Annotated in this window: 20 protein-coding genes and 1 riboswitch; of the genes, 9 read left to right on the forward strand and 11 right to left on the reverse strand. The window is 71.1% G+C overall.

Annotated elements, in window-relative coordinates; genetic code table 11:
* Nucleotides 1-115: 115 nt before the first annotated feature.
* The gene (locus AB0K02_RS18460) at nucleotides 116-1,414 is read right to left on the reverse strand and encodes a sugar ABC transporter substrate-binding protein (RefSeq protein ID WP_365993495.1); all 1,299 of its coding nucleotides are present in this window, start codon (nucleotides 1,412-1,414) and stop codon (nucleotides 116-118) included.
* Between the two features lie 319 nt (nucleotides 1,415-1,733).
* Here AB0K02_RS18460 and AB0K02_RS18465 point away from each other — a divergent pair, with 319 nt between their 5' ends.
* The 5 genes from AB0K02_RS18465 to AB0K02_RS18485 all read left to right on the forward strand — a co-directional run bounded on the left by AB0K02_RS18465 (nucleotide 1,734) and on the right by AB0K02_RS18485 (nucleotide 8,737).
* Nucleotides 1,734-2,501, forward strand: a complete 768-nt coding sequence (locus AB0K02_RS18465; protein WP_365993496.1) for a GntR family transcriptional regulator — start codon at nucleotides 1,734-1,736, stop codon at nucleotides 2,499-2,501.
* A gap of 346 nt (nucleotides 2,502-2,847) precedes the next feature.
* On the forward strand, nucleotides 2,848-3,129 hold the full coding sequence (locus AB0K02_RS18470; RefSeq protein ID WP_365993497.1) for a DUF3311 domain-containing protein: 282 nt from the start codon (nucleotides 2,848-2,850) through the stop codon (nucleotides 3,127-3,129).
* On the forward strand, nucleotides 3,126-4,760 hold the full coding sequence (gene mctP / locus AB0K02_RS18475; protein ID WP_365993498.1) for a monocarboxylate uptake permease MctP: 1,635 nt from the start codon (nucleotides 3,126-3,128) through the stop codon (nucleotides 4,758-4,760). The genes AB0K02_RS18470 and mctP overlap by 4 nt, the downstream gene beginning before the upstream one ends.
* Before the next feature lie 242 nt (nucleotides 4,761-5,002).
* A riboswitch (cobalamin riboswitch) is annotated at nucleotides 5,003-5,135 on the forward strand.
* Nucleotides 5,136-5,273: 138 nt separating this feature from the next.
* Nucleotides 5,274-7,673 carry a ribonucleoside-diphosphate reductase subunit alpha gene (locus AB0K02_RS18480; RefSeq protein ID WP_365993499.1) on the forward strand — a complete coding sequence of 800 codons (2,400 nt, stop codon included), beginning with the start codon at nucleotides 5,274-5,276 and terminating at the stop codon, nucleotides 7,671-7,673.
* Between the two features lie 107 nt (nucleotides 7,674-7,780).
* Nucleotides 7,781-8,737, forward strand: coding sequence for a ribonucleotide-diphosphate reductase subunit beta (locus AB0K02_RS18485; RefSeq protein ID WP_365993528.1), 957 nt, complete (start codon nucleotides 7,781-7,783; stop codon nucleotides 8,735-8,737).
* Nucleotides 8,738-8,801: 64 nt separating this feature from the next.
* Here AB0K02_RS18485 and AB0K02_RS18490 read toward each other — a convergent pair whose 3' ends face one another.
* From AB0K02_RS18490 to AB0K02_RS18530, 9 genes are all read right to left on the reverse strand, one after another.
* Entirely contained in the window at nucleotides 8,802-9,539 is a 738-nt protein-coding gene (locus tag AB0K02_RS18490; RefSeq protein WP_365993500.1) for a D-Ala-D-Ala carboxypeptidase family metallohydrolase, read from the reverse strand.
* 168 nt (nucleotides 9,540-9,707) lie between these two features.
* Nucleotides 9,708-10,340: a peptide deformylase gene (gene def, locus AB0K02_RS18495; protein ID WP_365993501.1), complete on the reverse strand. Its 633-nt coding sequence runs from the start codon at nucleotides 10,338-10,340 to the stop codon at nucleotides 9,708-9,710.
* Between the two features lie 214 nt (nucleotides 10,341-10,554).
* Complete coding sequence (locus tag AB0K02_RS18500; RefSeq protein WP_365993502.1) at nucleotides 10,555-11,535, reverse strand: hypothetical protein; 981 nt, start codon at nucleotides 11,533-11,535, stop codon at nucleotides 10,555-10,557.
* Nucleotides 11,536-11,652: 117 nt separating this feature from the next.
* Nucleotides 11,653-12,948 carry a metal-dependent phosphohydrolase gene (locus tag AB0K02_RS18505; RefSeq protein WP_365993503.1) on the reverse strand — a complete coding sequence of 432 codons (1,296 nt, stop codon included), beginning with the start codon at nucleotides 12,946-12,948 and terminating at the stop codon, nucleotides 11,653-11,655.
* Nucleotides 12,945-14,282, reverse strand: coding sequence for an HD-GYP domain-containing protein (locus tag AB0K02_RS18510; protein ID WP_365993504.1), 1,338 nt, complete (start codon nucleotides 14,280-14,282; stop codon nucleotides 12,945-12,947). The genes AB0K02_RS18505 and AB0K02_RS18510 overlap by 4 nt, the downstream gene beginning before the upstream one ends.
* A 157-nt stretch (nucleotides 14,283-14,439) precedes the next feature.
* Nucleotides 14,440-14,736 carry a mycothiol system anti-sigma-R factor gene (gene rsrA, locus AB0K02_RS18515; protein WP_307713491.1) on the reverse strand — a complete coding sequence of 99 codons (297 nt, stop codon included), beginning with the start codon at nucleotides 14,734-14,736 and terminating at the stop codon, nucleotides 14,440-14,442.
* A complete protein-coding gene (locus AB0K02_RS18520) occupies nucleotides 14,733-15,398 on the reverse strand; it encodes a sigma-70 family RNA polymerase sigma factor (RefSeq protein WP_365993505.1) in 666 nt (221 codons plus the stop codon). Before AB0K02_RS18520 ends, rsrA begins: the two co-directional genes overlap by 4 nt.
* 247 nt (nucleotides 15,399-15,645) lie before the next feature.
* Complete coding sequence (locus AB0K02_RS18525; protein ID WP_365993506.1) at nucleotides 15,646-16,281, reverse strand: alpha/beta family hydrolase; 636 nt, start codon at nucleotides 16,279-16,281, stop codon at nucleotides 15,646-15,648.
* Between the two features lie 92 nt (nucleotides 16,282-16,373).
* Complete coding sequence (locus AB0K02_RS18530) at nucleotides 16,374-17,189, reverse strand: SOS response-associated peptidase (protein WP_365993507.1); 816 nt, start codon at nucleotides 17,187-17,189, stop codon at nucleotides 16,374-16,376.
* A gap of 50 nt (nucleotides 17,190-17,239) precedes the next feature.
* On the opposite strand from AB0K02_RS18530, the gene AB0K02_RS18535 reads away from it, so the two are divergent.
* The 4 genes from AB0K02_RS18535 (at nucleotide 17,240) to AB0K02_RS18550 (ending at nucleotide 20,810) form a co-directional block, all read left to right on the forward strand.
* Nucleotides 17,240-17,980 carry a M50 family metallopeptidase gene (locus AB0K02_RS18535; RefSeq protein ID WP_365993508.1) on the forward strand — a complete coding sequence of 247 codons (741 nt, stop codon included), beginning with the start codon at nucleotides 17,240-17,242 and terminating at the stop codon, nucleotides 17,978-17,980.
* Nucleotides 17,981-18,020: 40 nt separating this feature from the next.
* Nucleotides 18,021-19,358 carry a 3-phosphoshikimate 1-carboxyvinyltransferase gene (gene aroA, locus AB0K02_RS18540; RefSeq protein ID WP_365993509.1) on the forward strand — a complete coding sequence of 446 codons (1,338 nt, stop codon included), beginning with the start codon at nucleotides 18,021-18,023 and terminating at the stop codon, nucleotides 19,356-19,358.
* A 4-nt stretch (nucleotides 19,359-19,362) separates the two neighbouring features.
* Entirely contained in the window at nucleotides 19,363-20,376 is a 1,014-nt protein-coding gene (gene rsgA / locus AB0K02_RS18545) for a ribosome small subunit-dependent GTPase A (RefSeq protein WP_365993510.1), read from the forward strand.
* 110 nt (nucleotides 20,377-20,486) lie between these two features.
* Nucleotides 20,487-20,810, forward strand: coding sequence for a multidrug efflux SMR transporter (locus tag AB0K02_RS18550; RefSeq protein ID WP_365993511.1), 324 nt, complete (start codon nucleotides 20,487-20,489; stop codon nucleotides 20,808-20,810).
* Here the strand turns inward: AB0K02_RS18550 and AB0K02_RS18555 are convergent.
* Nucleotides 20,776-21,432 (reverse strand): TetR/AcrR family transcriptional regulator, encoded by a 657-nt coding sequence (locus tag AB0K02_RS18555; protein ID WP_365993512.1) that lies wholly within the window; start codon nucleotides 21,430-21,432, stop codon nucleotides 20,776-20,778. The two genes, AB0K02_RS18550 and AB0K02_RS18555, sit on opposite strands and share 35 nt — an antisense overlap.
* Nucleotides 21,433-21,487 lie beyond the last annotated feature (55 nt).

A 21,487-nucleotide genomic window follows, 5' to 3' on the forward strand; every position in this document is an offset into this window, starting at 1 on the left:
TGAGCCTTCCGTTCGGACGTACGGGCCGGGAGGTACCGGAGTGCGGGGGCGGCGCCCCGTGCCGGTGCACGGGTCTCCGGCCCCGCCGCCTGTCGACGCGGTGAGAAGTCCGCTGTCAGGACTGCTCGTTGATCAGCTTGTCGATCTCCTCGTCGGCCTTCTTGGTGGCTTCCTCGACCGGCGTGCCCTTGATGATGTCGAGCAGCATCAGCTCCAGGACCTCCTTCTTCTCGATCGCGGCCCAGCCCGGCGCGATCGGCGTGAACCAGGCGTCCGGCACGGCGTGGGCGATCGGAGCGGTCTCCGGCCTGGCCTTCAGCGGCTCCAGCTGCTTGGTGTTGTTCGGCAGGATGTTCTTGGAGGCCAGCACCTCCTGCGACTTGGCGCTGGTGAACATCGAGATCCATTCCTCGCCGAGGTCCTGGACCTCGGACTTGGAGATGGTGGCGAGGTCGGAGCCGCCGATGAAGGAGGGGAGCGCCTTGCCGTTCGGGCCGGGCATGCCCGCGGTGAGGATCTTGTCCTTGAGCTCGGCGTTGCCGTTGCCGGCCGGGTCGGTGACGCTGCCGGCCTCCCAGCCGTTGCCGTAGAGCAGCGCGGCCTTCTCGTTGGCCATGACGTTGGCGTGGTCCTGCTCGTCCTTCGTCTTGTCGCCGTGGTTGTACTTCTCGACCAGGTCGACGAAGTGCTGGATGCCCTTCTGCGCCTCCGGCGTGGACAGAGCGGACTTCCACTCCTTCGCGCCCTCGTCGTAGGTGGCGATCCGGCCGCCGTACGCGGCGACGTAGGACATGGCGGCGTACCAGTAGCGGCCGGGCAGGTAGAGCGGCGAGAACGCCTTGTCCTTGCCGTACTTCTCCTGGACCTTGTCGAGGGCGGCGGTCAGCTCGGCCTCGGTGGTGGGCAGGGTCTCGACGCCCGCGCCCGCCTTGAACATGTCCTTGTTGTAGATGGCCACGCGCGCACCGGCGTAGTACGGCACGCAGTACTGCTTGCCCTCGTAGGTGCAGGTGTCCTTGAGGCCGCCGATCCAGGTGTCCGAGTTCTCGTACTTCTTCGGGTCGATCTCACCGAGCGCCCCGTTGAGGATGTACGTCATGGTCTCGGTGTTGCCGAGCTCGACGACGTCCGGGAACTTGTCGCCGGAGAGCGCCGCGTCGAGCTTCTTGGTCTTGTCCGCCCACTGCTGGTACTGGACGTTGACCTTCACGCCCGGGTACTTGGCGTTGAACTGCGCGTTGACGTCCTTCACCAGCTCGGGCCACGTGGACTGCGCGTCGACCATCAGCCAGACGGTCAGCGTCTCCTTGCGGTCCTTCGGGTTCTTGGCCGCCTCGCTTCCGTCCGAACCGCACGCCGCGACCGAGGCCATCATGGCCGCCACACCCACCGCTGCTACGAGATTGCGCTTCACGCCACCCTCCTCAAGGGATGCAAGAGTCCCCCCACCACCCGGGAGTCGCGCAGCACTTGACGACGGCGCGCCGGATTCCGCCCTGGGGCCGGGATCTGATCTTTAATGGTTTAGACCAGTACCGGGGAGCTTGGCCTAGACCTTTAGGGGTGTCAAGGGTGTATAAGAAGGGCAGTCGCGTCCGTTATCGGACCGACACCTGAGGGAGGGCGACGACCCGTATCCGGTCCGTGCCACCATGTGAGCCGCTGGGTCCGGACAGGGCCTGGAGACGGAGGAGCCGGTGACGGCAGGAGCACAGCAGTCGGGAAGGCGGGTCATGACCACGGACGGGGCCGGCACCGAAGCCGAGAGCGGGGCAGCGGGCGCCCGTACCGCACGCGTGCCCAAGTACTACCGGCTGAAGCGGCACTTGCTCGACATGACCGAGACGCTGCCGCCCGGGACTCCGGTGCCGCCGGAGCGCACGCTCGCCGCGGAGTTCGACACCTCGCGCACGACCGTGCGGCAGGCGCTCCAGGAGCTCGTCGTGGAGGGCCGGCTGGAGCGCATCCAGGGCAAGGGCACGTTCGTCGCCAAGCCCAAGGTCTCCCAGGCACTGCAGCTCACCTCGTACACCGAAGACATGCGGGCACAGGGCCTGGAGCCCACGTCCCAGCTGCTGGACATCGGATACGTCACGGCCGACGACACGCTGGCCGAGCTGCTCGACATCTCGACGGGCGGGCGGGTCCTGCGGATCGAGCGCCTGCGGCTGGCCAGCGGCGAGCCCATGGCCATCGAGACCACGCACCTCTCGGCCAAGCGCTTCCCCGCGCTGCGGCGCTCGCTCGTCAAGTACACCTCGCTCTACACCGCCCTCGCGGAGGTGTACGACGTCCACCTCGCGGAGGCCGAGGAGACGATCGAGACGTCTCTCGCCACCCCCCGCGAGGCGGGGCTGCTCGGCACGGACGTCGGCCTGCCGATGCTGATGCTCTCGCGCCACTCGCTGGACGCCCGGGGCGAACCGGTGGAGTGGGTCCGCTCGGTGTACCGCGGGGACCGCTACAAGTTCGTCGCACGGCTCAAGCGGCCGCAGGACTGACACCCGCCGGCACCGCGACCCGGCCGGGGGCCCGGGGGTCGCCCCCGGGAAAGCACAGCGTGGCACGGCTCAAGCAGCCGCAGGACTGATCCGCGGCCGCCCCGGGGACTCGGCCGGGGGCCCGGGCTGCCCCCGGAAGGCACCGCCCCCCGGGCCGTACATGCCCGACCTGACAGGGTGTTCGGACATGGCGTCGCAGTGTGATGCGACGCCATGTCATGTTTTGCGCAGCCATGGCGTGGAGTCGTTGCCGTACCGATATGCGGACGGGGGGTGACGGGACTCGAACGGCTCGCCTAGATTTCCTGCGCATCACCACAGGTGACGAGTGAGGGGACGGAGCCGCATGTCAGCAGTGCCCGAGGCACCGGACGCGCCTGAAGCGCCCGAAGCGAAACAACCGGTCGTCACACCGATGCGCGTGATCATCGCCCTCTGTCTCTTCGCACCCTTCGTGGCGATGCTCTGGGTCGGTTCCTACGCGAAGGTCGAGCCGGCGTTCATCGGCATGCCGTTCTTCTACTGGTACCAGATGCTCTGGGTGCTGGTGTCGACGGTGCTGACCATGATCGCCTACAAGCTGTGGCAGCGTGACCAGCGCGCCCGCAAGGGAGGTGGCTCCCGATGAAGGACGGCGTGAACGGCGTCGCACTCGGCGTCTTCGTCTTCTTCTTCCTGGCCGTGACGGTCATGGGCTTCCTGGCCGCCCGCTGGCGCAAGGCCGAGAACGAGCACAGCCTCGACGAATGGGGCCTGGGCGGCAGATCGTTCGGCACCTGGGTGACCTGGTTCCTGCTCGGCGGCGACCTCTACACCGCGTACACCTTCGTCGCCGTCCCGGCGGCCATCTACGCGGCGGGCGCGGCCGGCTTCTTCGCCGTGCCGTACACCATCCTCGTCTACCCGCTGATCTTCACCTTCCTGCCGCGCCTGTGGTCGGTGTCGCACAAGCACGGGTACGTGACGACGGCCGACTTCGTCCGCGGACGTTTCGGTTCCAAGGGCCTGTCCCTGGCGGTCGCGTTCACCGGCCTCCTCGCCACGATGCCCTACATCGCGCTCCAACTGGTCGGCATCCAGGCCGTGCTCGACGTCATGGGCGTCGGCGGTGGCGAGAACACCAACTGGTTCATCAAGGACCTGCCGCTGCTGATCGCCTTCGGTGTGCTCGCGGCCTACACGTACTCCTCCGGACTGCGTGCGCCGGCACTGATCGCCTTCGTCAAGGACACCCTGATCTACATCGTCATCGCGGTGGCGATCATCTACATCCCGATCAAGCTCGGCGGCTTCGACGAGATCTTCGCCGCCGCGGGCGAGAAGTTCTCGCAGATCAACCCGGCCACGGACAAGCCCGTCGGCGCGCTGGTGCCCGGCGAGATGGGCCAGTGGGGCTACGCCACCCTGGCGCTCGGCTCGGCGCTCGCGCTCTTCATGTACCCGCACTCCATCACCGCGACGCTGTCCTCGCGCAGCCGTGAGGTGATCCGCCGCAACACCACGATCCTGCCGCTGTACTCGCTGATGCTGGGACTGCTGGCGCTGCTCGGCTTCATGGCCATCGCGGCGGGCGTGAAGGTGACCAACGGTCAGCTGGCCATCCCTCAGCTGTTCGAGAACATGTTCCCGGACTGGTTCGCGGGCGTCGCGTTCGCCGCGATCGGCATCGGCGCGCTGGTCCCCGCGGCCATCATGTCCATCGCCGCGGCCAACCTGTTCACCCGGAACATCTACAAGGACTTCCTCAAGCCCGACGCGACTCCGGCGCAGGAGACCAAGGTCTCCAAGCTGGTCTCGCTGCTGGTGAAGGTCGGCGCCCTGGTCTTCGTCCTCACCATGGACAAGACCGTGGCGATCAACTTCCAGCTGCTCGGCGGCATCTGGATCCTGCAGACGTTCCCGGCCCTGGTGGGCGGCCTGTTCACCCGGTGGTTCCACCGCTGGGCGCTCATCGCCGGCTGGGCGGTCGGCATGATCTACGGCACGGTCGCCGCCTACGGCGTGGCGAGCCCGACGCAGAAGCACTTCGGCGGCTCGTCGGCCGAGATCCCCGGCATCGGCGAGATCGGCTACATCGGCCTCACCGCGTTCGTGCTGAACGTCATCGTCACCGTGGTGCTCACCTTCGTCCTGAGGGGTGCCAAGGCCCCCGACGGCGTCGACGAGACCAGCCCGTCGGACTACACGGCGGACGCGGGCGACCCGGGCGTCCAGGTGGAACTCCCGCCGGCCACGGCGGGCGCCCCCGGCGGCCACTGACGATCGCGTACTCACGGGCCGTCGCGTCTCCTCCAGGGAGATGCGGCGGCCCTTCGTCGTGCGGTCAGTTCACCCAGTCCAAGACCTCGTCGAAGTCGTCGGTGTCCAGGTGCGGGCGATCGGTGGTCCCGGTCATGGCCCCTCCCTTCGTCGACCACGGCAGCGACGTCCACAGCTCACCGCCCGGCCTTCCGTTCCGCCACGGAGACACAACATGTGGGGGCATGCGCAGCCACCCGCCCCCACATGTATGCTCATGTGGCTGTCGCCGCAGGGGAATCCGGTGTGAATCCGGAACTGTCCCGCAACGGTGTGATCCGGTGCGCTGTGCGTACCCGACGAGTCCGAGGACCTGCCGACGGTGCATCCGGTTCGACCGAACCGGGTGCCCAGACGTCCGGGCCTCGCGGTTGGGCCGGTGGACGCCGTGCCTCGTGCTGCCCGTCCGCGGGCCCGCGCCCGCATGGCCCCGCCTCCCCCGCCGGCCCAGAGCCGAGCGAGGGAGAGCACCACATGACCATCGCGCCAGCCGATCCGGCTTCAGGCACCACGGAGCAGACGACGGCCGGTCCCGGGACCGGCCTCGACGGCGGCCCCTCGGGCCGCGGATCCGACCTGCTGCGGACCCTCACGGACCTGACGGCCGATCTGCCCGACGCCGACCCCGGGAGGGTCGCCGCCGCCGCGCTGCGCGGGCGGCACGCCGGATCGGACGAGGCCGAACTGCGCTCCCTCGCCACCGACGCCGCCGCCGGTCTGATCTCCGAGGACCCGGCCTACTCCCGTCTCGCCGCCCGGCTGCTGACCCGCACGATCGCGGACGAGGCCGCCGGCCAGGGCGCGGTGTCGTTCTCCGCCTCCGTCGCGGTCGGGCACCGCGAGGGCCTGATCGCCGACCGCACCGCCGCGTTCGTGGCACTGCACGCGACCCGGCTCGACGCGCTCGTCGACCCGGCCGCCGACGACCGCTTCGGCTACTTCGGCCTGCGCACGCTCTACAGCCGCTACCTGCTGCGTCACCCCATCAGCCGTCGGGTCGTCGAGACGTCGCAGTACTTCATGCTGCGCGTCGCCTGCGGCCTCGCCGCGGACGACAGCGACCGCTCGGTGGACGAGGTCGCCGACCTGTACGGCCTGATGAGCCGGCTCGACTACCTCCCCTCCTCCCCCACGCTCTTCAACTCCGGCACGCGCCACCCGCAGATGTCGTCCTGCTACCTGCTGGACTCGCCGCTCGACGAGCTCGACTCGATCTACGACCGCTACCACCAGGTCGCGCGCCTGTCCAAGCACGCGGGCGGCATCGGGCTCTCGTACTCGCGCATCCGCGCCCGCGGTTCGCTGATCCGCGGCACCAACGGGCACTCCAACGGCATCGTCCCGTTCCTGAAGACGCTCGACGCCTCGGTCGCCGCCGTGAACCAGGGCGGCCGGCGCAAGGGGGCCGCCGCGATCTACCTGGAAACCTGGCACGCGGACATCGAGGAGTTCCTGGAGCTGCGCGACAACACCGGCGAGGACGCCCGGCGTACGCACAACCTCAACCTCGCGCACTGGATCCCCGACGAGTTCATGCGGCGCGTCGAGACGGGCTCCGACTGGTCGCTGTTCTCGCCGGCCGACGTGCCCGAGCTCGTCGACCTGTGGGGCGAGGAGTTCGACGCCGCCTACCGCGCCGCCGAGGCCGAGGGCCTGGCCCGCAAGAGCATCCCGGCGCGCGACCTGTACGGCCGCATGATGCGCACGCTCGCGCAGACCGGCAACGGCTGGATGACCTTCAAGGACGCCGCCAACCGCACCGCCAACCAGACCGCCGCGCCCGGCCACACGGTCCACTCCTCGAACCTGTGCACCGAGATCCTGGAGGTCACCGACGACGGCGAGACGGCCGTCTGCAACCTCGGCTCGGTGAACCTGGGAGCCTTCGTCAGCGGCGGTGAACTCGACTGGGAGCGGCTGGACGCCACCGTCCGCACCGCGGTCACCTTCCTCGACCGGGTCGTCGACATCAACTTCTACCCGACCGAGCAGGCCGGGCGTTCCAACGCCAAGTGGCGGCCCGTGGGCCTGGGCGCGATGGGCCTCCAGGACGTCTTCTTCAAGCTGCGGCTGCCCTTCGACTCGCCCGAGGCACGGGCCCTGTCCACCCGCATCGCCGAGCGCATCATGCTCGCCGCGTACGAGGCGTCCGCCGACCTCGCCGAGCGCAACGGCCCGCTGCCGGCCTGGGACAAGACGCGCACCGCGCGCGGGGTGCTGCACCCGGACCACTACGCCGTGGAGCTGAACTGGCCCGAGCGCTGGGCCGCCCTGCGCGAGCGGATCGCCTCCGTCGGCATGCGCAACTCGCTGCTCCTCGCCATCGCGCCGACGGCGACGATCGCCTCGATCGCGGGCGTCTACGAGTGCATCGAGCCGCAGGTCTCCAACCTCTTCAAGCGTGAGACCCTGTCCGGCGAGTTCCTCCAGGTCAACTCCTACCTGGTGGACGAGCTGAAGAAGCTCGGCGTGTGGGACGCGCAGACGCGCGAGGCGCTGCGCGAGTCCAGCGGCTCGGTGCAGGGCTTCACCTGGATCCCGGCCGAGGTGCGCGAGCTGTACCGGACGGCCTGGGAGATCCCCCAGCGCGGCCTGATCGACATGGCGGCGGCCCGTACGCCGTTCCTCGACCAGTCGCAGTCGCTGAACCTGTTCCTGGAGACACCGACCATCGGCAAGCTGTCGTCGATGTACGCGTACGCCTGGAAGCAGGGCCTGAAGACGACGTACTACCTGCGCTCGCGACCGGCGACGAGGATCGCCCGCGCCGCGCAGGCCGCGACGCCCGCCCCCGTCCCCGTCCAGCAGGCGTCCGAGCCCGACGCCGTCGCCTGCTCCCTCGAAAACCCCGAGTCCTGCGAGGCCTGCCAGTAATGCCCACCGATCGCCCGACCACCACCCCTGAGGGACGGCGCTCTGCGCCGGAAGCCTCTGTTCAGAAGAACCTGCTCGACCCGGGCTTCGAACTGACCCTGCGCCCGATGCGCTACCCGGACTTCTACGAGCGCTACCGGGACGCCATCAAGAACACCTGGACGGTGGAGGAGGTCGACCTCCACTCCGACGTCGCGGACCTCGCCAAGCTGACGCCGGGCGAGCAGCACATGATCGGCCGACTGGTCGCCTTCTTCGCGACGGGCGACTCGATCGTGGCCAACAACCTGGTGCTGACGCTCTACAAGCACATCAACTCCCCCGAGGCGCGGCTGTACCTGAGCCGTCAGCTCTTCGAGGAGGCCGTGCACGTCCAGTTCTATCTGACGCTGCTCGACACCTATCTGCCCGACCCGAAGGAGCGGGCGGCGGCCTTCGCCGCCGTGGAGAACATCCCGTCCATCCGCGACAAGGCGCAGTTCTGCTTCCGCTGGATGGACTCGGTGGAGAAGATCGACCGCCTGGAGACGCGGGCCGACCGCCGCCGCTTCCTGCTCAACCTGATCTGCTTCGCGGCGTGCATCGAGGGCCTGTTCTTCTACGGCGCCTTCGCCTACGTCTACTGGTTCCGCTCGCGCGGCCTGCTGCACGGGCTGGCGACGGGCACCAACTGGGTGTTCCGCGACGAGACGATGCACATGAACTTCGCCTTCGAGGTCGTGGACACCGTCCGCAAGGAGGAGCCGGAGCTCTTCGACGACGAGCTGCGGCAGCAGGTCACGGACATGCTCCAGGAGGCCGTCGAGGCGGAGCTCCAGTTCGGCCGTGACCTGTGCGGCGACGGGCTGCCGGGCATGAACACCGAGTCGATGCGCGAGTACCTGCAGTGCGTCGCCGACCAGCGGCTGACACGACTGGGCTTCGCCCCGGTGTACGGCTCCCAGAACCCGTTCTCCTTCATGGAGTTGCAGGGCGTCCAGGAGCTGACGAACTTCTTCGAGCGCCGCCCGTCGGCGTATCAGGTCGCGGTGGAGGGCTCGGTCTCCTTCGACGACGACTTCTGATCCCTGACCGGACCAGGCCCGCGGCCCGCACCTCGCACGGGGGAGGTGCGGGCCGCTTGCGTGGTCAGATGCCGCAGCTGGGAGCCGACCAGTAGCGGCTGCTGCGGTGGTCGACGTGGGTGTGGTCGTTGTGGCCCGGGTAGCCGGGGCCCAGGATGCCGTTGAAGCCGTGGTAGCGGGCCTGCTGGGCCAGCCTGCACAGGGAGTGCGGTCCCGCGCCCAGGTCCGCGGCGTCGCCGTAGAGGTGACGGCTGCTCGACGCCCCGCCGACCGCCTCGTTGCAGGCGTACGACCGGAAGCCGCTGGTCACGGTGATGGGCTGGTCGCCGAGCGCGTGCCGCATGGCCTCCAGCTTCCACATGGTGCGCAGGGCGTTGGACTTGGCGGTCTCGGCGCTGACCGCGCCACCGGACCAGGTGGAGTTGCAGTCGTTGAGTTCGGCGTAGCTGAAGTGGGCGGGGGTGCAGTCGCTGTCCTGGAGGGCGTAGATCTTGCTGTACGTCGCGGATCCGGCGACGCCGTCGGCGGTGAGGCCGTAGGCGGCCTGGAAGCGCTTGACGGCGGCGGCGGTCGCCGGACCGTAGTCACCGTCGATGGCGAGGACGCCGCCGTAGCCGGGATAGCCCGCCACCCTGATCTGGAGCTGGGTGACGTCCGCGCCGGAGGCGCCCTGCGAGAGGGTGCGCGACCAGGTGTAGCAGTCGTCGGCCTGGGCGGTGCCGGCGGTGGCGACGACCCCCGTGAGCCCTGCAACCATGAGCATGACAATAGAGAGCAGCAGCCGTGCCGTACGTCTCAGCATGAAGTCTCCCTGCGATGAGAGCCGTGAGAGCGGTCCACAGCAGAGACTGGCGGGACGGTCGACGCGCGTCAACAGCCCCTGGGCTGCCGTCATTTGTCGGTCCAATGACGGTCGGGTGACGCACGAGGGCCCCGCTCGCACGGAGCGGGGCCCGCCGCGGGTCGTGCGTCAGTCGTTGGCGACGACGGGGTAGCGCGGGGTCCCCTCCGCCATCTGCTTCAGCGCGTCCTTGCGCTCGCGCTTGGAGAGCCGGTCGATGTAGAGGTACCCGTACAGGTGGTCCGTCTCGTGCTGGAGGCACCGGGCGAAGTAGCCCGTGCCGCGCACCCTGATCGGGTTGCCCTGGGCGTCCTGCCCGCGCACCACGGCGTAGTCGGGGCGGGCCAGCGAGGCGTACGCCGTCGGAACGGAGAGGCAGCCCTCGTTGGAGTCGTCGAGGTTGCGCTGCTCCGGGGGCAGTTCCTCCAGCACCGGGTTGCACACGACGCCGACGTGACGCACGCCCTCGTCGTCGGGGCAGTCGTAGACGAAGACCTTCAGGTCCACGCCGATCTGGTTCGCGGCGAGACCGACGCCCTCCGCCGTGCGCTGGCTGGCGAACATGTCGTCGATGAGGGCGGCGAGCTTGTCGTCGAACTCGGTGACGTCCTTGCACTCCTTGTGCAGCACGGGGTTGCCCACGACCGTGATCGGGCGGGAGGTGCCGCGCTCGCGGTAGGCGCGCTCGCGCTCCTCACAGTTCTCCGTGTCCACGACGAAACCGTCGTCGACCTGCTGGTCCGTCTCGTGCTGCGACGCCATGTCAGCCGTTCGCCCTTCTCAGTACCCGATCCCCGGCCCGATGCCCGGTCACCTGCGTGTCCGTACAGCCTACGGGCACGGGCGGCCCGGCGGATCAGGACCGGACACCGCATGGGACCTCCCCGGGCCCGCCGGGGCCGAGGGGGAGCATCGCAAGGCGCCGGGATGTTCTCACAGCGGAGCCACAAGGGCATGTCGGCAACGCGGCGAGGCGTCAGCAGACTTCCTCGAGATCCCGCCACTCCCGGCTGTCCGGACTGTCCGCGACCCAGCCGTCCAGCAGCCCGCGCACGAGCCCGGCCGGCGCGGCGATTCCGCATTCGCGCTCCGGAGACCACAGGTCGCCCGCCGTGCGGTGGCCCAGCGGGCCCGGGTGGCCCGGTTCGCTGTGGTCGTGCGGGTCCAGGTGCTCTCCTTCGCCCTCGGCGCTCGGCATGCTGCCCTCGGAACAGGCCCGGCACAGCAGCCGCACGGAGGACGACCAGTCCTCGGCGGCGAACCCGGCGTCGGCCGCCAGCTTCTCCAGCGCGTCCCGGTCGGCCTCGGTCGCCGCCTCCAGCAGCACCACCCAGGTGGGCACGGGCGAGGGCGCCCACAGCTCGATCTCGTCGAAGACGGGGTAGGAGGGCCCGGCGCTCGTGGTCCGCTCGCCGTGCGGCACACCGTCGTGCAGGACCACCTCGCCCCAGCGCCGCCCGGACGAGGGCAGCGGGATGGAGAGCACTTCTATCCGGGCCGGGTCGAGCCTGCGGCCCCAGACCACCTCGGCCTCTCCCTCGGGCGACAGCCGTACGGCCGCGCTGCCGAGATCCATGCCGACGGGCTCACCGTTGGGCGCGGCGGCTCCCGGCACCTTCAGCCCGTACGCCTGCCAGGCGCGGCGGGCCAGCGGCCAGTCCTGCAGGGCGGTGGCGGCGATGCCGACGTTCCACCAGTCCGGGGCGCCGGTCTCCTTGTCCAGCAGGGCGACGGCACGCAGTCCCGCGGCCCGCGCCTGCTCCCAGTCGTGCCGGAACTTGTGCAGCAGCGCCAGGTTGAACCAGGACTCCGAGAGCCAGGGCTCGAGATCCGCCGCCCTGGTCAGCAACGCCCCCGCGTCCTCGTACCGGCCGTCGCCGATCAGCGTGAACGCGCGGTCGGTGGCCTGCCGCCACGAGGCGGACGGCCGATGCCGTACCTTCCCGAAGATCCTCACGATTCCCGCCTGCCGGTCGCTCGGGTGTCTGTCCCGGACGCATGCCTGAGTGCCCGCTTCTGTGCCTTCTTTCGCATCCAACCATGCCCGGTCGCAGGCTCGCTCATTACCCATGGGTTACCCGGGTGGGACCGGCCCGAGACCGCCTCGCGCAAGGACTCTGGCAAGTGATTCCACGACCGCGGGCTCGTAGTCGTGGCCCGTGCCGAGGCGCAGACGCTCCAGGGCGGCGAGCGCTCCGTCCGCACTTCCTCCGCTTCCCTGTGCCAGGTCCTCGTACGCGTTCACGGTGCGGACGATCCGCGCGGGCAGGGTCTGCTCCCGGTAGGGATCGGCCTGCTGCTCCACCACGGCCGCGACGGCGGGCGGCACCCCGGTCCGGCGCACGACCGCGCCGCCGAGCAGCGCGATACGGCGCTGCTCGGCGGCCGGGAGCACGGCGGTGGCCCCGTCGGGCACGGGGTCGACCAGGGACAGCTGTCCGATGTCGTGCATCAGGGCCGCGTACTCCAGCACCGTCAGCTCGGGGCCCGACAGCCGCATCTCCCGGCCCACGGCCGTGCTGAGCGCGGCGACCCGCCGGGCGTGGCCGGGCGGGGTGTAGCCGGCGATCTCGGTGGCGCGGGCCAGGGAGGCGATGGTCTGGCGGTAGGTCGCGCGGACCGCGGCGTACCGGCGGAACGACAACTGGGTCAGCAGCAGCGGCACACAGAAGACGGGCAGCGCCCACAGGCCCGCGACCGCGACCGCGAGGGCCATCACGGCGCCGGTCGCGCACACGGCGGACCCTGTGCCGGGCAGCGCGCGCAGCTCGTCGCGCAGCAGCGGCCCGAACGGATACCCGGGACGGGCCGCCAGGAGGACCGCCGACAGCACCGCGTCGCACAGCAGGGTGAGCACGAGGAGCACGAGCAGGAAGAGGGCGTGGAAGGGACCGTGTCCGATGCGGTGCTCCAACGCGCCGGAGTTGTACAGCGGCTGGAAGCACACGGCGGCGAACCCGACGGTCAGCACCCGCCGGGCCACATGGTCCGGCCCGGGTCCGCGCCCGCGCGCGACGTGCGGCACGGCCCCGGCGAGCGTGCCCGCGACGACGACGGCGACGACCTGGAGGGGGCCGTGGGCGGTGGGCCGCCCGGCGCACTCGCCGAGCAGGGCGTACGCGAGGGCGCCGGCGGCCGCGAGCGGGGCGGGCTCCCTGCCCCACGCCCCCTCCGGCGCAGGCGGCGCCCCCGCGCCCGGCACGGCCCCCCACCGCACGAGCTCGCCCACCGCGATGAAGAGGCCGAATCCGAGCGCGTTCGCGGGCTCGGTCAGGCCTTTCCAGGCGACCGTGCCGAGGGCTGCGGCGGTGACGCAGGCCGCGGCCGCGTACACGGCGACGACGGCCCGGTCCGGCAGGGCCGCCGTCATCCGGTCCGCACCTGGTGCGGCGCGCTCGGCGTCTCCTGCCGCGGCAGACCCACCGGTGCCGCCTCGTCGGAGGTGACGGCCGTCTCCCAGCCCTCGCGTTCCAGCGCCCGCACCAGCGCGGCCACCATCCGCGGGTCGAACTGCGTCCCCGCGCAGCGCTCCAGCTCCTTCAGAGCCGCTGCCACCGGGCGGGCCCGTCGGTAGGAGCGGGTCGAGGTCATCGCGTCGAACGCGTCCGCGACCGCCACCACCCGCGCGAACTCGGGGATCTGTTCACCGGCGAGCCCGTACGGATAGCCGCTGCCGTCCAGCCGCTCGTGGTGGTGCAGGATCGCCGCCCGCGCCTCGCCCAGGAAGCCGATGCCGCGCACCATCTCGTGGCCGTACTCGGGGTGCAGCTCGATCACGCGCCGCTCCTCGGGCGTCAGCGGCCCGTCCTTGCGCAGCACGCGCGTGGGCACCCCGAGTTTGCCCACGTCGTGCAGGATCCCGGCGAACCGGAGCAGTTCCAGCCGCTCGTCCGCCATGCGCAGCTCGCGCGCGATCAGCACGGAGGCCCGGCCGACCCGCTCGCTGTGCCCGCGGGTGTAACGGTCCTTGATGTCGACGGCCTGGACGAGCGCGCGGATGGTCGCCTGGTGGGCCGCCCGCTCACGGTGGTACTGGGCGTACATCCAGCTGGAGACGTACATGGGCAGCAGGACGAACAGCGCGGACACCGGCCCGTAGGGGCTGCGCCACAGCACGGCCGTCATCAGCCCGGCGAGGCCGTGCACGCAGTACGGGGCGGGTGACACGGACAGCAGCGCCCGCCCGGCCCGGCGCAGCGGCACGTGCTCGGCCGCCGCGCGGATGGCGCTGTCGAGGACGGAGAGCACCAGGCAGAAGGCGAGCGCCCCGGCGAGCGCGTGCGCCAGCACGCCGGGGAAGTCCGGGGCAGCCAGGCCGCGTTCGCCGCCGGCGAGGCGGTAGACCCGTGCCGCGGCCCAGGTGGACAGGGCCAGTTGGGCGGCGCGCCAGACGCGGCGGGTGCCCGGCGAGGGCCGGCCGGCCCGGCCGACGAGGGCGCCCGGGACGGGGACGAGCGCGGCCGCCGCGGCCGGCAGGAGGAAGGCGGCAGCCAGGAGCACGGGGAAGAACGGACCGGCCCCGACCGGCGGCGAGTGGCCGGGACGAAGGCGCGCGGGCGTCTCGCACACCGCGTAGAGGCCGGCGAGCAGCGCGACCGCGGTCCAGGGCACCCCGGGGGCCGTCACGGCCGGGGCCGCACAGATCACGGCGCCGAGGACGGCACCCGCGATGAAGGCGTGTGCCGCCTTCGGAATGGCCGTCACTGCCCCGCCCCCTCCTCGATCCAGCGCACACGCTAGCGAGATGAGGGATGAGGGGCGGCCGTACGGCACCCGTTCGCACGTACGGGTGAACATCACGGCACACGTGAGGCGCGTCACGACCGTGACGCGCCTCAGGTCCTGCGTAGGTCCGGCGGGGCTACTCCTGTGCCGTCGCCACGTCCTGGTCGGGAACGGCCTGGCCCGAACGGATCAGGTCGATACGGCCCATGACCTTGGCCCGCAGGTCGCTGGGCACGTCGTCCTGCCCGCAGCACCGCTTGACCAGCTTCTTCACCGCCTGCTCCAGGCCGTACTTCTCCAGGCACGGGGAGCACTCCTCGAAGTGCACCTCGAACTTGGTGCAGTCACTGTCGGGCATCTCGTGATCGAGGAACTCGTAGAGATGGTCCAGGACCTCAGAGCAGTCCGTCTCGTGCGGCTCTCCGCAGCTCATGAGCCCGAGCCTTTCGCGTCGTTCGACTCCCCCGCACCGGCCGGGACGAGCCCGCGCTCGCGGGCGTAGTCCTCGAGCATGCCGCGCAGCTGACGGCGGCCCCGGTGCAGGCGGGACATCACCGTACCGATGGGTGTTCCCATGATGTCCGCGATCTCCTTGTACGCAAAGCCCTCTACATCGGCGAGATAGACCGCGATCCGGAACTCCTCGGGGATCGCCTGAAGAGCTTCCTTGACGTCCGAGTCCGGCAGATGGTCGAGGGCCTGGGACTCCGCGGAACGCAGCCCCGTCGACATGTGCGACTCGGCGCGCGCGAGCTGCCAGTCCTCGATCTCCTCCGCTGCGCTGCGCTGAGGCTCACGCTGCTTCTTGCGGTAGGAGTTGATGAAGGTGTTCGTGAGGATCCGGTACATCCACGCCTTGAGATTGGTGCCCTCGCGGAACTGGTGGAACGAGCCGTACGCCTTGGCGTACGTCTCCTGTACGAGGTCCTCGGCATCGGCGGGGTTGCGCGTCATGCGCAGCGCGGCCGAGTACATCTGGTCGAGGTAGCCGAGGGCGTCCCGCTCGAAACGGGCATTGCGCTCGGCGGCCGTCTCCTCGGACTGCTCCGCCCGGCCGTTGTCGGTCCCTGCGTCGGTCCCAGTGACCGCACCCACCTCCTCCAACGCTGTGACGGACCCCAGAACGGACCCGCTCGAATCGGAGAATAGTCGACCATGCTGCGACGGGGCCTGCCTATTCACGCCGCCCACCACCGGCGACGGCCCGCTCTTGCCCTGCGAGAGCACCGTCCAGTCCAGCCCGGTGGCGCGCTCGGCTGTCGGGCAGAAGGTCGTACCCATGCGGTGGACTCCCTACTCATGCTCTGTACTGACATCCCCCACAACAGTGCCCGCCCGCGTCTCATTCCCGGAGCGCGGCAGTCCAACGGGTCACAGCACCGGTGATCGTCGCGAGGGTCTCGGCCTCGGGGATCCCGGCCTTCCTGGGCACGGCGAACCCGTGATCCCCGAGCGGCACTTCGACGAGTTCATAGGGTCCCTCGGGGAACTCCTCGGGCCTGCCGAAGGGGTCGTTGCCGCCCTGCACGACGAGGGTGGGCACGCCCGCGCCCAGCAGTTCGTCGGCGCGGGACCTCTCGGGGCGGCCGGGCGGATGGAGCGGGAAGCTCAGGGCGAGCACGCCGGCGGCACCGAGCTCGACGGCCGTGCGGCAGGCGACGCGCGCCCCGGCGCTGCGGCCTCCGGCGACGACGGGCAGCCCCGCCTTCGCCAGGGCGGGCCACACGCCGCGCCATCCGGTGTCGAGCGTCTTCGGCGCGGGGGCGACCTTCTTGCCGGCGACGCGCCAGGGCTGCTCGACGAGGGCGACGGTGACGCCGTGCGCGGGCAGGACACCGGCGATCGCCCGCAGGTCGCGCGCCTCGATGCCGCCCCCGGCACCGTGACCGAGCGCGAGGACGGTGTGCGCCCGCTTCTCGGGGAACCAGGTGATCCGGGCGTCACCGCCGGCGACCTCGACGATCTCTTTGCGCTCCATGCGGCCATTGTGACGCGGGGCACGCTGTGCCTGGTGTTCCCCTCGCGCCGGCCGGCGGTCGCGGCGCGGGGGCCGGTCCGGGGAGGGCGGCGTCAGAACAGGACCGGCTCCTCGGGCCCCGCCAGCTCCTCCAGCAGCTGCGGCCCGTTGTTGCGCACGTTGCTGACCGCCGTCGTGACCGGGTACGCCCTCATCAGTCCTTCCGGCGGCGGCGCGAGCAGGGAACGCACCTCGTGGGGGTCGGTCGTCGACGGGTCGAGCCAGGCGTCCCAGCGATCGGGCAGAAGCATCAGGGGCATCCGGGGGTGGATGTCGGACAGCGACCGCGGCCCCTCGGCCGGCGCCACGCCGAGCGGCCCCTTCTCCGCGTCCGTGGTGATCACCGAGCAGGTCACCCACCAGGCCTGGGGATGACCGTCCGGGAGCGTGCGGTCGCGCCAGAACTCGTACAGGCCCGCCATCGCGAACACCGAGCCGTCCGCGGGAGTGACGAAGTACGGCTGCTTGCGGGGGCGCTTCTTCTTTCCCTCGACCTCCAGCTCCCGCTCCCCGGTCCCGGTCACCCACTCGTAATAGCCGTCGGCCGGCAGGATGCAGCGGCGGGTCAGGAAGGGCCTGCGGAACGACGGCTTCTCGTGCACCGTCTCGGCGCGCGCGTTGATCAGCCGGGCCGCGCCCTCGGGCGTCTTGGCGAACGACGGCACCAGGCCCCACTTCAGCGCCCGCAGTTGCCGAACCGGACGCTTGTCCGCCGCGTCCTTCACAGGACGCTCGAGGATCGCGTAGACCTCCTTGGTCGGGGCCACGTTCCAGTCGGGGGCCAGCGTCTCCTCCGGCTCCCACTTCTCGACCCGGAACAGTCCGACCAGATCCTCGGGCCTACGACTCGCTGCATACCGTCCGCACATAGGTGCCACACTGCCACTTCCGTACGCCGTCCGAGGGAGCCGCCCGCGAAATGGTCACGACACACACCGCCACGGTCCTCGCCGGGACCTCCGCCCAGGACCTGTGGGACCGGCTCACCGGGATCCAGGACGCCCCCGAGCCCTGGCTCGTCGTCGTCACCGGCCTCGTAGCGCTCGCCGCCGTCATACCGACCGCCCTGTGGCGGGTGACCCGCAACGCGGTGACCATCGCGCACGAGGGCGGCCACGGCCTGATCGCCCTCGTCACCGGCCGCTCGCTCCAGGGCATCAGGCTGCACTCGGACACCAGCGGCCTGACCGTCAGCCGCGGCAAGCCGACGGGGCTCGGCATGGTCCTGACCGCGGCCGCCGGATACACCGCCACCCCGCTGCTCGGCCTCGGCGGCGCCTGGCTGCTGGCCGCGCACCACATCACGCTGCTGCTGTGGGTCGCCACGGCGCTGCTGCTGGCGCTGCTGGTCATGGTCCGCAACGCCTACGGCGTCCTCACGGTGACCGTGACCGGAGCCGCGTTCGTCCTCGTGTCCTGGCTGACAGGACCCGGCGTGCAGTCCCTCTTCGCCTACACGGCCGTGTGGTTCATGCTGCTCGGCGGTGTGCGGCCGGTGTTCGAGCTGCAGTCCAAGCGCCGCCACGGAGGCGCGCCGGACTCGGACGCGGACCAGCTCGGGCGGCTCACCCATGTGCCACCCGCCGTGTGGCTGGCGTTCTTCCATCTGGTGGCCTTCTGTTCGCTGATCGGCGGAGGCCGGTGGCTGCTCGGGCTGTGACCTCGAAGGCGGTCGGCGCCGAGCCACTAAAGTGATGGCCATGACCGACAGCACCGTGCACCCCGCCCTCTGGCCCGCCCCCTACGCGACCGGAGCCGTCGAAGCGACCGTCACCGTGCCCGGATCGAAATCGGTCACGAACCGCGCGCTCGTGCTGGCCGCCCTCGCCGCCGAGCCGGGCTGGCTGCGCCGCCCGCTGCGCTCCCGCGACACCCTCCTGATGTCGGCCGCGCTCCAGGCGATGGGCGTCGGCATCGAGGAGACCGTCTCCTCCAGCACGACGGGCGGCGCCGGCGAGGCGTGGCGCGTCATCCCCTCGGGTCTGCACGGCCCGGCCACCGTCGACGTCGGCAACGCGGGCACGGTCATGCGGTTCCTGCCGCCCGTCGCCGCGCTCGCCGACGGCCCGATCCGCTTCGACGGCGACCCGCGTTCCTACGAGCGCCCCCTCGGCGGCGTGATCGGCGCCCTGCGCACCCTCGGCGCCCGTATCGACGACGACGACCGCGGGGCGCTGCCCATGACGGTGCACGGCGGCGGTGCGCTGGACGGCGGTCCGGTGCGGATCGACGCCTCCTCCTCGTCCCAGTTCGTGTCCGCGCTGCTCCTGTCGGCACCGCGTTTCAACCAGGGCGTCGAGGTGCGCCACGTGGGCGGCCGGCTGCCCTCGATGCCGCACATCCGGATGACCGTCGACATGCTCCGCGCGGTGGGCGCCCAGGTCGACGAGCCGGAGACCGGCGGCGAGCCGGACGTCTGGCGTGTCTCGCACAGCGCCCTGCTGGGCCGCGACCTCACGATCGAGCCCGACCTGTCCAACGCCCAGCCGTTCCTCGCGGCCGCGCTGGTCACCGGCGGCCGGGTCACGATCCCGGACTGGCCCGAGCGGACCACCCAGCCCGGTGACGCGCTGCGTGAGATCTTCACCCGGATGGGCGGCACCTGCGAGCTGACCACGACGCCGGACGGTACGGCGCTGGTGTTCACCGGCAGCGGCCGCATCCACGGCATCGACGTGGACCTGGGCGAGGTGGGCGAGCTGACACCGGGCATCGCGGCGGTGGCCGCGCTGGCCGACTCCCCCTCGACGCTGCGCGGTGTGGCGCACCTGCGGCTGCACGAGACCGACCGGCTCGCGGCGCTCACCAAGGAGATCAACGAGCTCGGCGGCGACGTCACCGAGACCGAGGACGGCCTGCACATCCGCCCGCGTCCGCTGCACGGCGGCGTGTTCCACACGTACGACGACCACCGGATGGCGACGGCCGGGTCGATCATCGGTCTCGCCGTGAAGGACGTGCAGATCGAGAACGTGGCGACCACGGCCAAGACCTTGCCCGACTTCCCGCGGATGTGGGCCGAAATGCTCGGGGCCTGAGGTCATGCGCCGCTACGGCAAGCACACCGACGAGGACGACATCCGCTCGCGCCCCAACCGCAAGGGGAACCGCCCGCGCACCAGCATCCGGCCGAAGCACGAGGACGCGGCCGAGGGGATGGTCCTCACCGTCGACCGGGGCCGGCTGACGTGTCTGGTCGAGGACCGGGTCGTGGTGGCGATGAAGGCCCGTGAGCTGGGCCGCAAGGCGGCGGTCGTCGGCGACCGGGTCGGCATCGTCGGTGATCTGTCGGGCGCCAAGGACACCCTGGCCCGGATCGTACGGATCGAGCAGCGCAGCTCGGTGCTGCGGCGTACGGCCGACGACGACGATCCCTTCGAGCGCGTGGTCGTCGCCAACGCGGACCAGCTCGCGATCGTGACCGCGCTCGCCGACCCCGAACCGCGGCCCCGGCTGATCGACCGCTGCCTGGTCGCGGCGTACGACGGCGGTCTGGAGCCGCTGCTGGTGCTGACCAAGTCGGACCTCGCCCCTCCGGACGAGCTGCTGGAGATGTACGGCGCGCTCGGCGTGCCCCATGTGGTCACCACCCGCGAGGAGTTCGTGGACGGCCTCGCGGCGGAGCGCGTGCGCGAGCACCTGGTGGGCCGGACGACGGCGTTCGTCGGGCACTCGGGTGTCGGCAAGACGACCCTGGTGAACGCGCTGGTGCCCCAGGAGCGGCGGCGCAGCACCGGGCACGTCAACGCGGTCACCGGCCGGGGCCGGCACACGACCACGTCGGCGCTCGCCCTGCCCCTCGCGGACGAGAAGGGGGGCTGGGTGATCGACACGCCCGGCGTGCGGTCGTTCGGCCTGCACCATGTCGACCCCTCCCGCGTCATCCACGCCTTCCCCGATCTGGAGCCCGGTACGGAGGGATGCCCGCGGGCCTGTTCGCACGACGAGCAGGACTGCGCGCTGGACGACTGGGTGGCCGAGGGCCACGCGGATCCCGCCCGGCTGTACTCCCTGCGGCGCCTGCTGGCGACGCGGGAGCGACGCGAAGGCGACTGAGACGTCCGCGTTTGCCACCCAGGGCGGCCGGTAAGTGCATAATCGCACCAAGTCGGACCAAGCAGTCCCGGACCGAGCAGTCATCGAACGACGCGGGAGGCAGAAGACCGATGGCGTGGCTGCTGGTGGTGGTCGCCGGGCTCCTGGAGACGGGCTTCGCCGTCTGCCTCAAGCTGTCGCACGGGTTCACACGCCTGTGGCCGACGATCGCGTTCGCGGCATTCGCACTCGGCAGTTTCGGCCTGCTGACCCTCGCGCTGAGAAAGCTCGACGTCGGACCCGCGTATGCGGTGTGGACCGGGATCGGCGCGGCCGGCACGGCCCTCTACGGCATGCTCTTCCTCGGCGACCTGGTCTCCACACTCAAGATCGTCTCGATCACGATGGTGATCGTCGGCGTCATCGGTCTGCAGCTCTCGGGCTCGGCGCACTGACCGCGGTCCCGACCCCGCCGACAGAGGTCCGCACCAGCTGGGCGACGCCCTCTCCCATGGGCGCGATCACGTAGGACAGCGCGAGGCGTACGGCCAGTTCGCAGCGCTGCGGCAGATCCGCCGGGTCGTCGGTGGCGCGCCCCTGCCGCGAACGCCGCGCATGTCCGACCGCTGTGCGCGACCGGTCCCGTACGGCAGCGAGCAGCTCGGCCGGTGCGGGAAGCCCCGCGTCAGCGCGGCGCTGGGCCGGCACGGCGGGCTGGGCCGCGCCCCGGCGCACCGGGCGCGGGACGGGGAGCCGATCGCCCCAGCAGCCGGTGAGCAGGGCGCGCAGCAGCGGCCGGGCGCGGGCCTCGCCGACGGTCCACTCGGCGAGGGAGACGAGCCGTTCGCAGGGTTCGGTCCGCTGGGCCAGCAGCCGTTCCACACCGCGCAGATAGCGGTCGGCCTCGCGCCGCACCAGAGCGCGGGCGAGGCCGTCCTTGCTGCCGAACTCGTTGTAGAGCGTCTGGCGGGAGACACCCGCGGCTCCGGCGACATCGGTCATCCGCACCCCGGACCAGGGAAGGTCGCCGAGCGCCACGAGCGCGGCGTTCAGCAGGGACTCTCGAGCTGCGGGCATCGTCGCCTCCCCGACCGGGCGTCTGTGGGCACAGGGTTGACGGGCCCGCCGGGGC

Source organism: Streptomyces sp. NPDC049597 (assembly GCF_040675505.1).
Lineage (GTDB): Bacteria > Actinomycetota > Actinomycetes > Streptomycetales > Streptomycetaceae > Streptomyces.

Excerpts from the sequence above, each read along its gene's own strand:
- AB0K02_RS18470 (WP_365993497.1), top strand. The coding sequence starts at position 2,848 with ATGTCAGCAGTGCCCGAGGCACCGGACGCGCCTGAAGCGCCCGAAGCG.
- def (WP_365993501.1), bottom strand. The coding sequence starts at position 10,340 with ATGGCGTCGCAGCACGAGACGGACCAGCAGGTCGACGACGGTTTCGTC.
- mctP (WP_365993498.1), top strand. The coding sequence starts at position 3,126 with ATGAAGGACGGCGTGAACGGCGTCGCACTCGGCGTCTTCGTCTTCTTC.
- AB0K02_RS18465 (WP_365993496.1), top strand. The coding sequence starts at position 1,734 with ATGACCACGGACGGGGCCGGCACCGAAGCCGAGAGCGGGGCAGCGGGC.
- AB0K02_RS18480 (WP_365993499.1), top strand. The coding sequence starts at position 5,274 with ATGACCATCGCGCCAGCCGATCCGGCTTCAGGCACCACGGAGCAGACG.
- aroA (WP_365993509.1), top strand. The coding sequence starts at position 18,021 with ATGACCGACAGCACCGTGCACCCCGCCCTCTGGCCCGCCCCCTACGCG.
- AB0K02_RS18485 (WP_365993528.1), top strand. The coding sequence starts at position 7,781 with ATGCGCTACCCGGACTTCTACGAGCGCTACCGGGACGCCATCAAGAAC.
- AB0K02_RS18555 (WP_365993512.1), bottom strand. The coding sequence starts at position 21,432 with ATGCCCGCAGCTCGAGAGTCCCTGCTGAACGCCGCGCTCGTGGCGCTC.
- AB0K02_RS18505 (WP_365993503.1), bottom strand. The coding sequence starts at position 12,948 with ATGACGGCGGCCCTGCCGGACCGGGCCGTCGTCGCCGTGTACGCGGCC.
- AB0K02_RS18530 (WP_365993507.1), bottom strand. The coding sequence starts at position 17,189 with ATGTGCGGACGGTATGCAGCGAGTCGTAGGCCCGAGGATCTGGTCGGA.
- AB0K02_RS18535 (WP_365993508.1), top strand. The coding sequence starts at position 17,240 with ATGGTCACGACACACACCGCCACGGTCCTCGCCGGGACCTCCGCCCAG.
- rsgA (WP_365993510.1), top strand. The coding sequence starts at position 19,363 with ATGCGCCGCTACGGCAAGCACACCGACGAGGACGACATCCGCTCGCGC.
- rsrA (WP_307713491.1), bottom strand. The coding sequence starts at position 14,736 with ATGAGCTGCGGAGAGCCGCACGAGACGGACTGCTCTGAGGTCCTGGAC.
- AB0K02_RS18550 (WP_365993511.1), top strand. The coding sequence starts at position 20,487 with ATGGCGTGGCTGCTGGTGGTGGTCGCCGGGCTCCTGGAGACGGGCTTC.
- AB0K02_RS18490 (WP_365993500.1), bottom strand. The coding sequence starts at position 9,539 with ATGCTGAGACGTACGGCACGGCTGCTGCTCTCTATTGTCATGCTCATG.
- AB0K02_RS18525 (WP_365993506.1), bottom strand. The coding sequence starts at position 16,281 with ATGGAGCGCAAAGAGATCGTCGAGGTCGCCGGCGGTGACGCCCGGATC.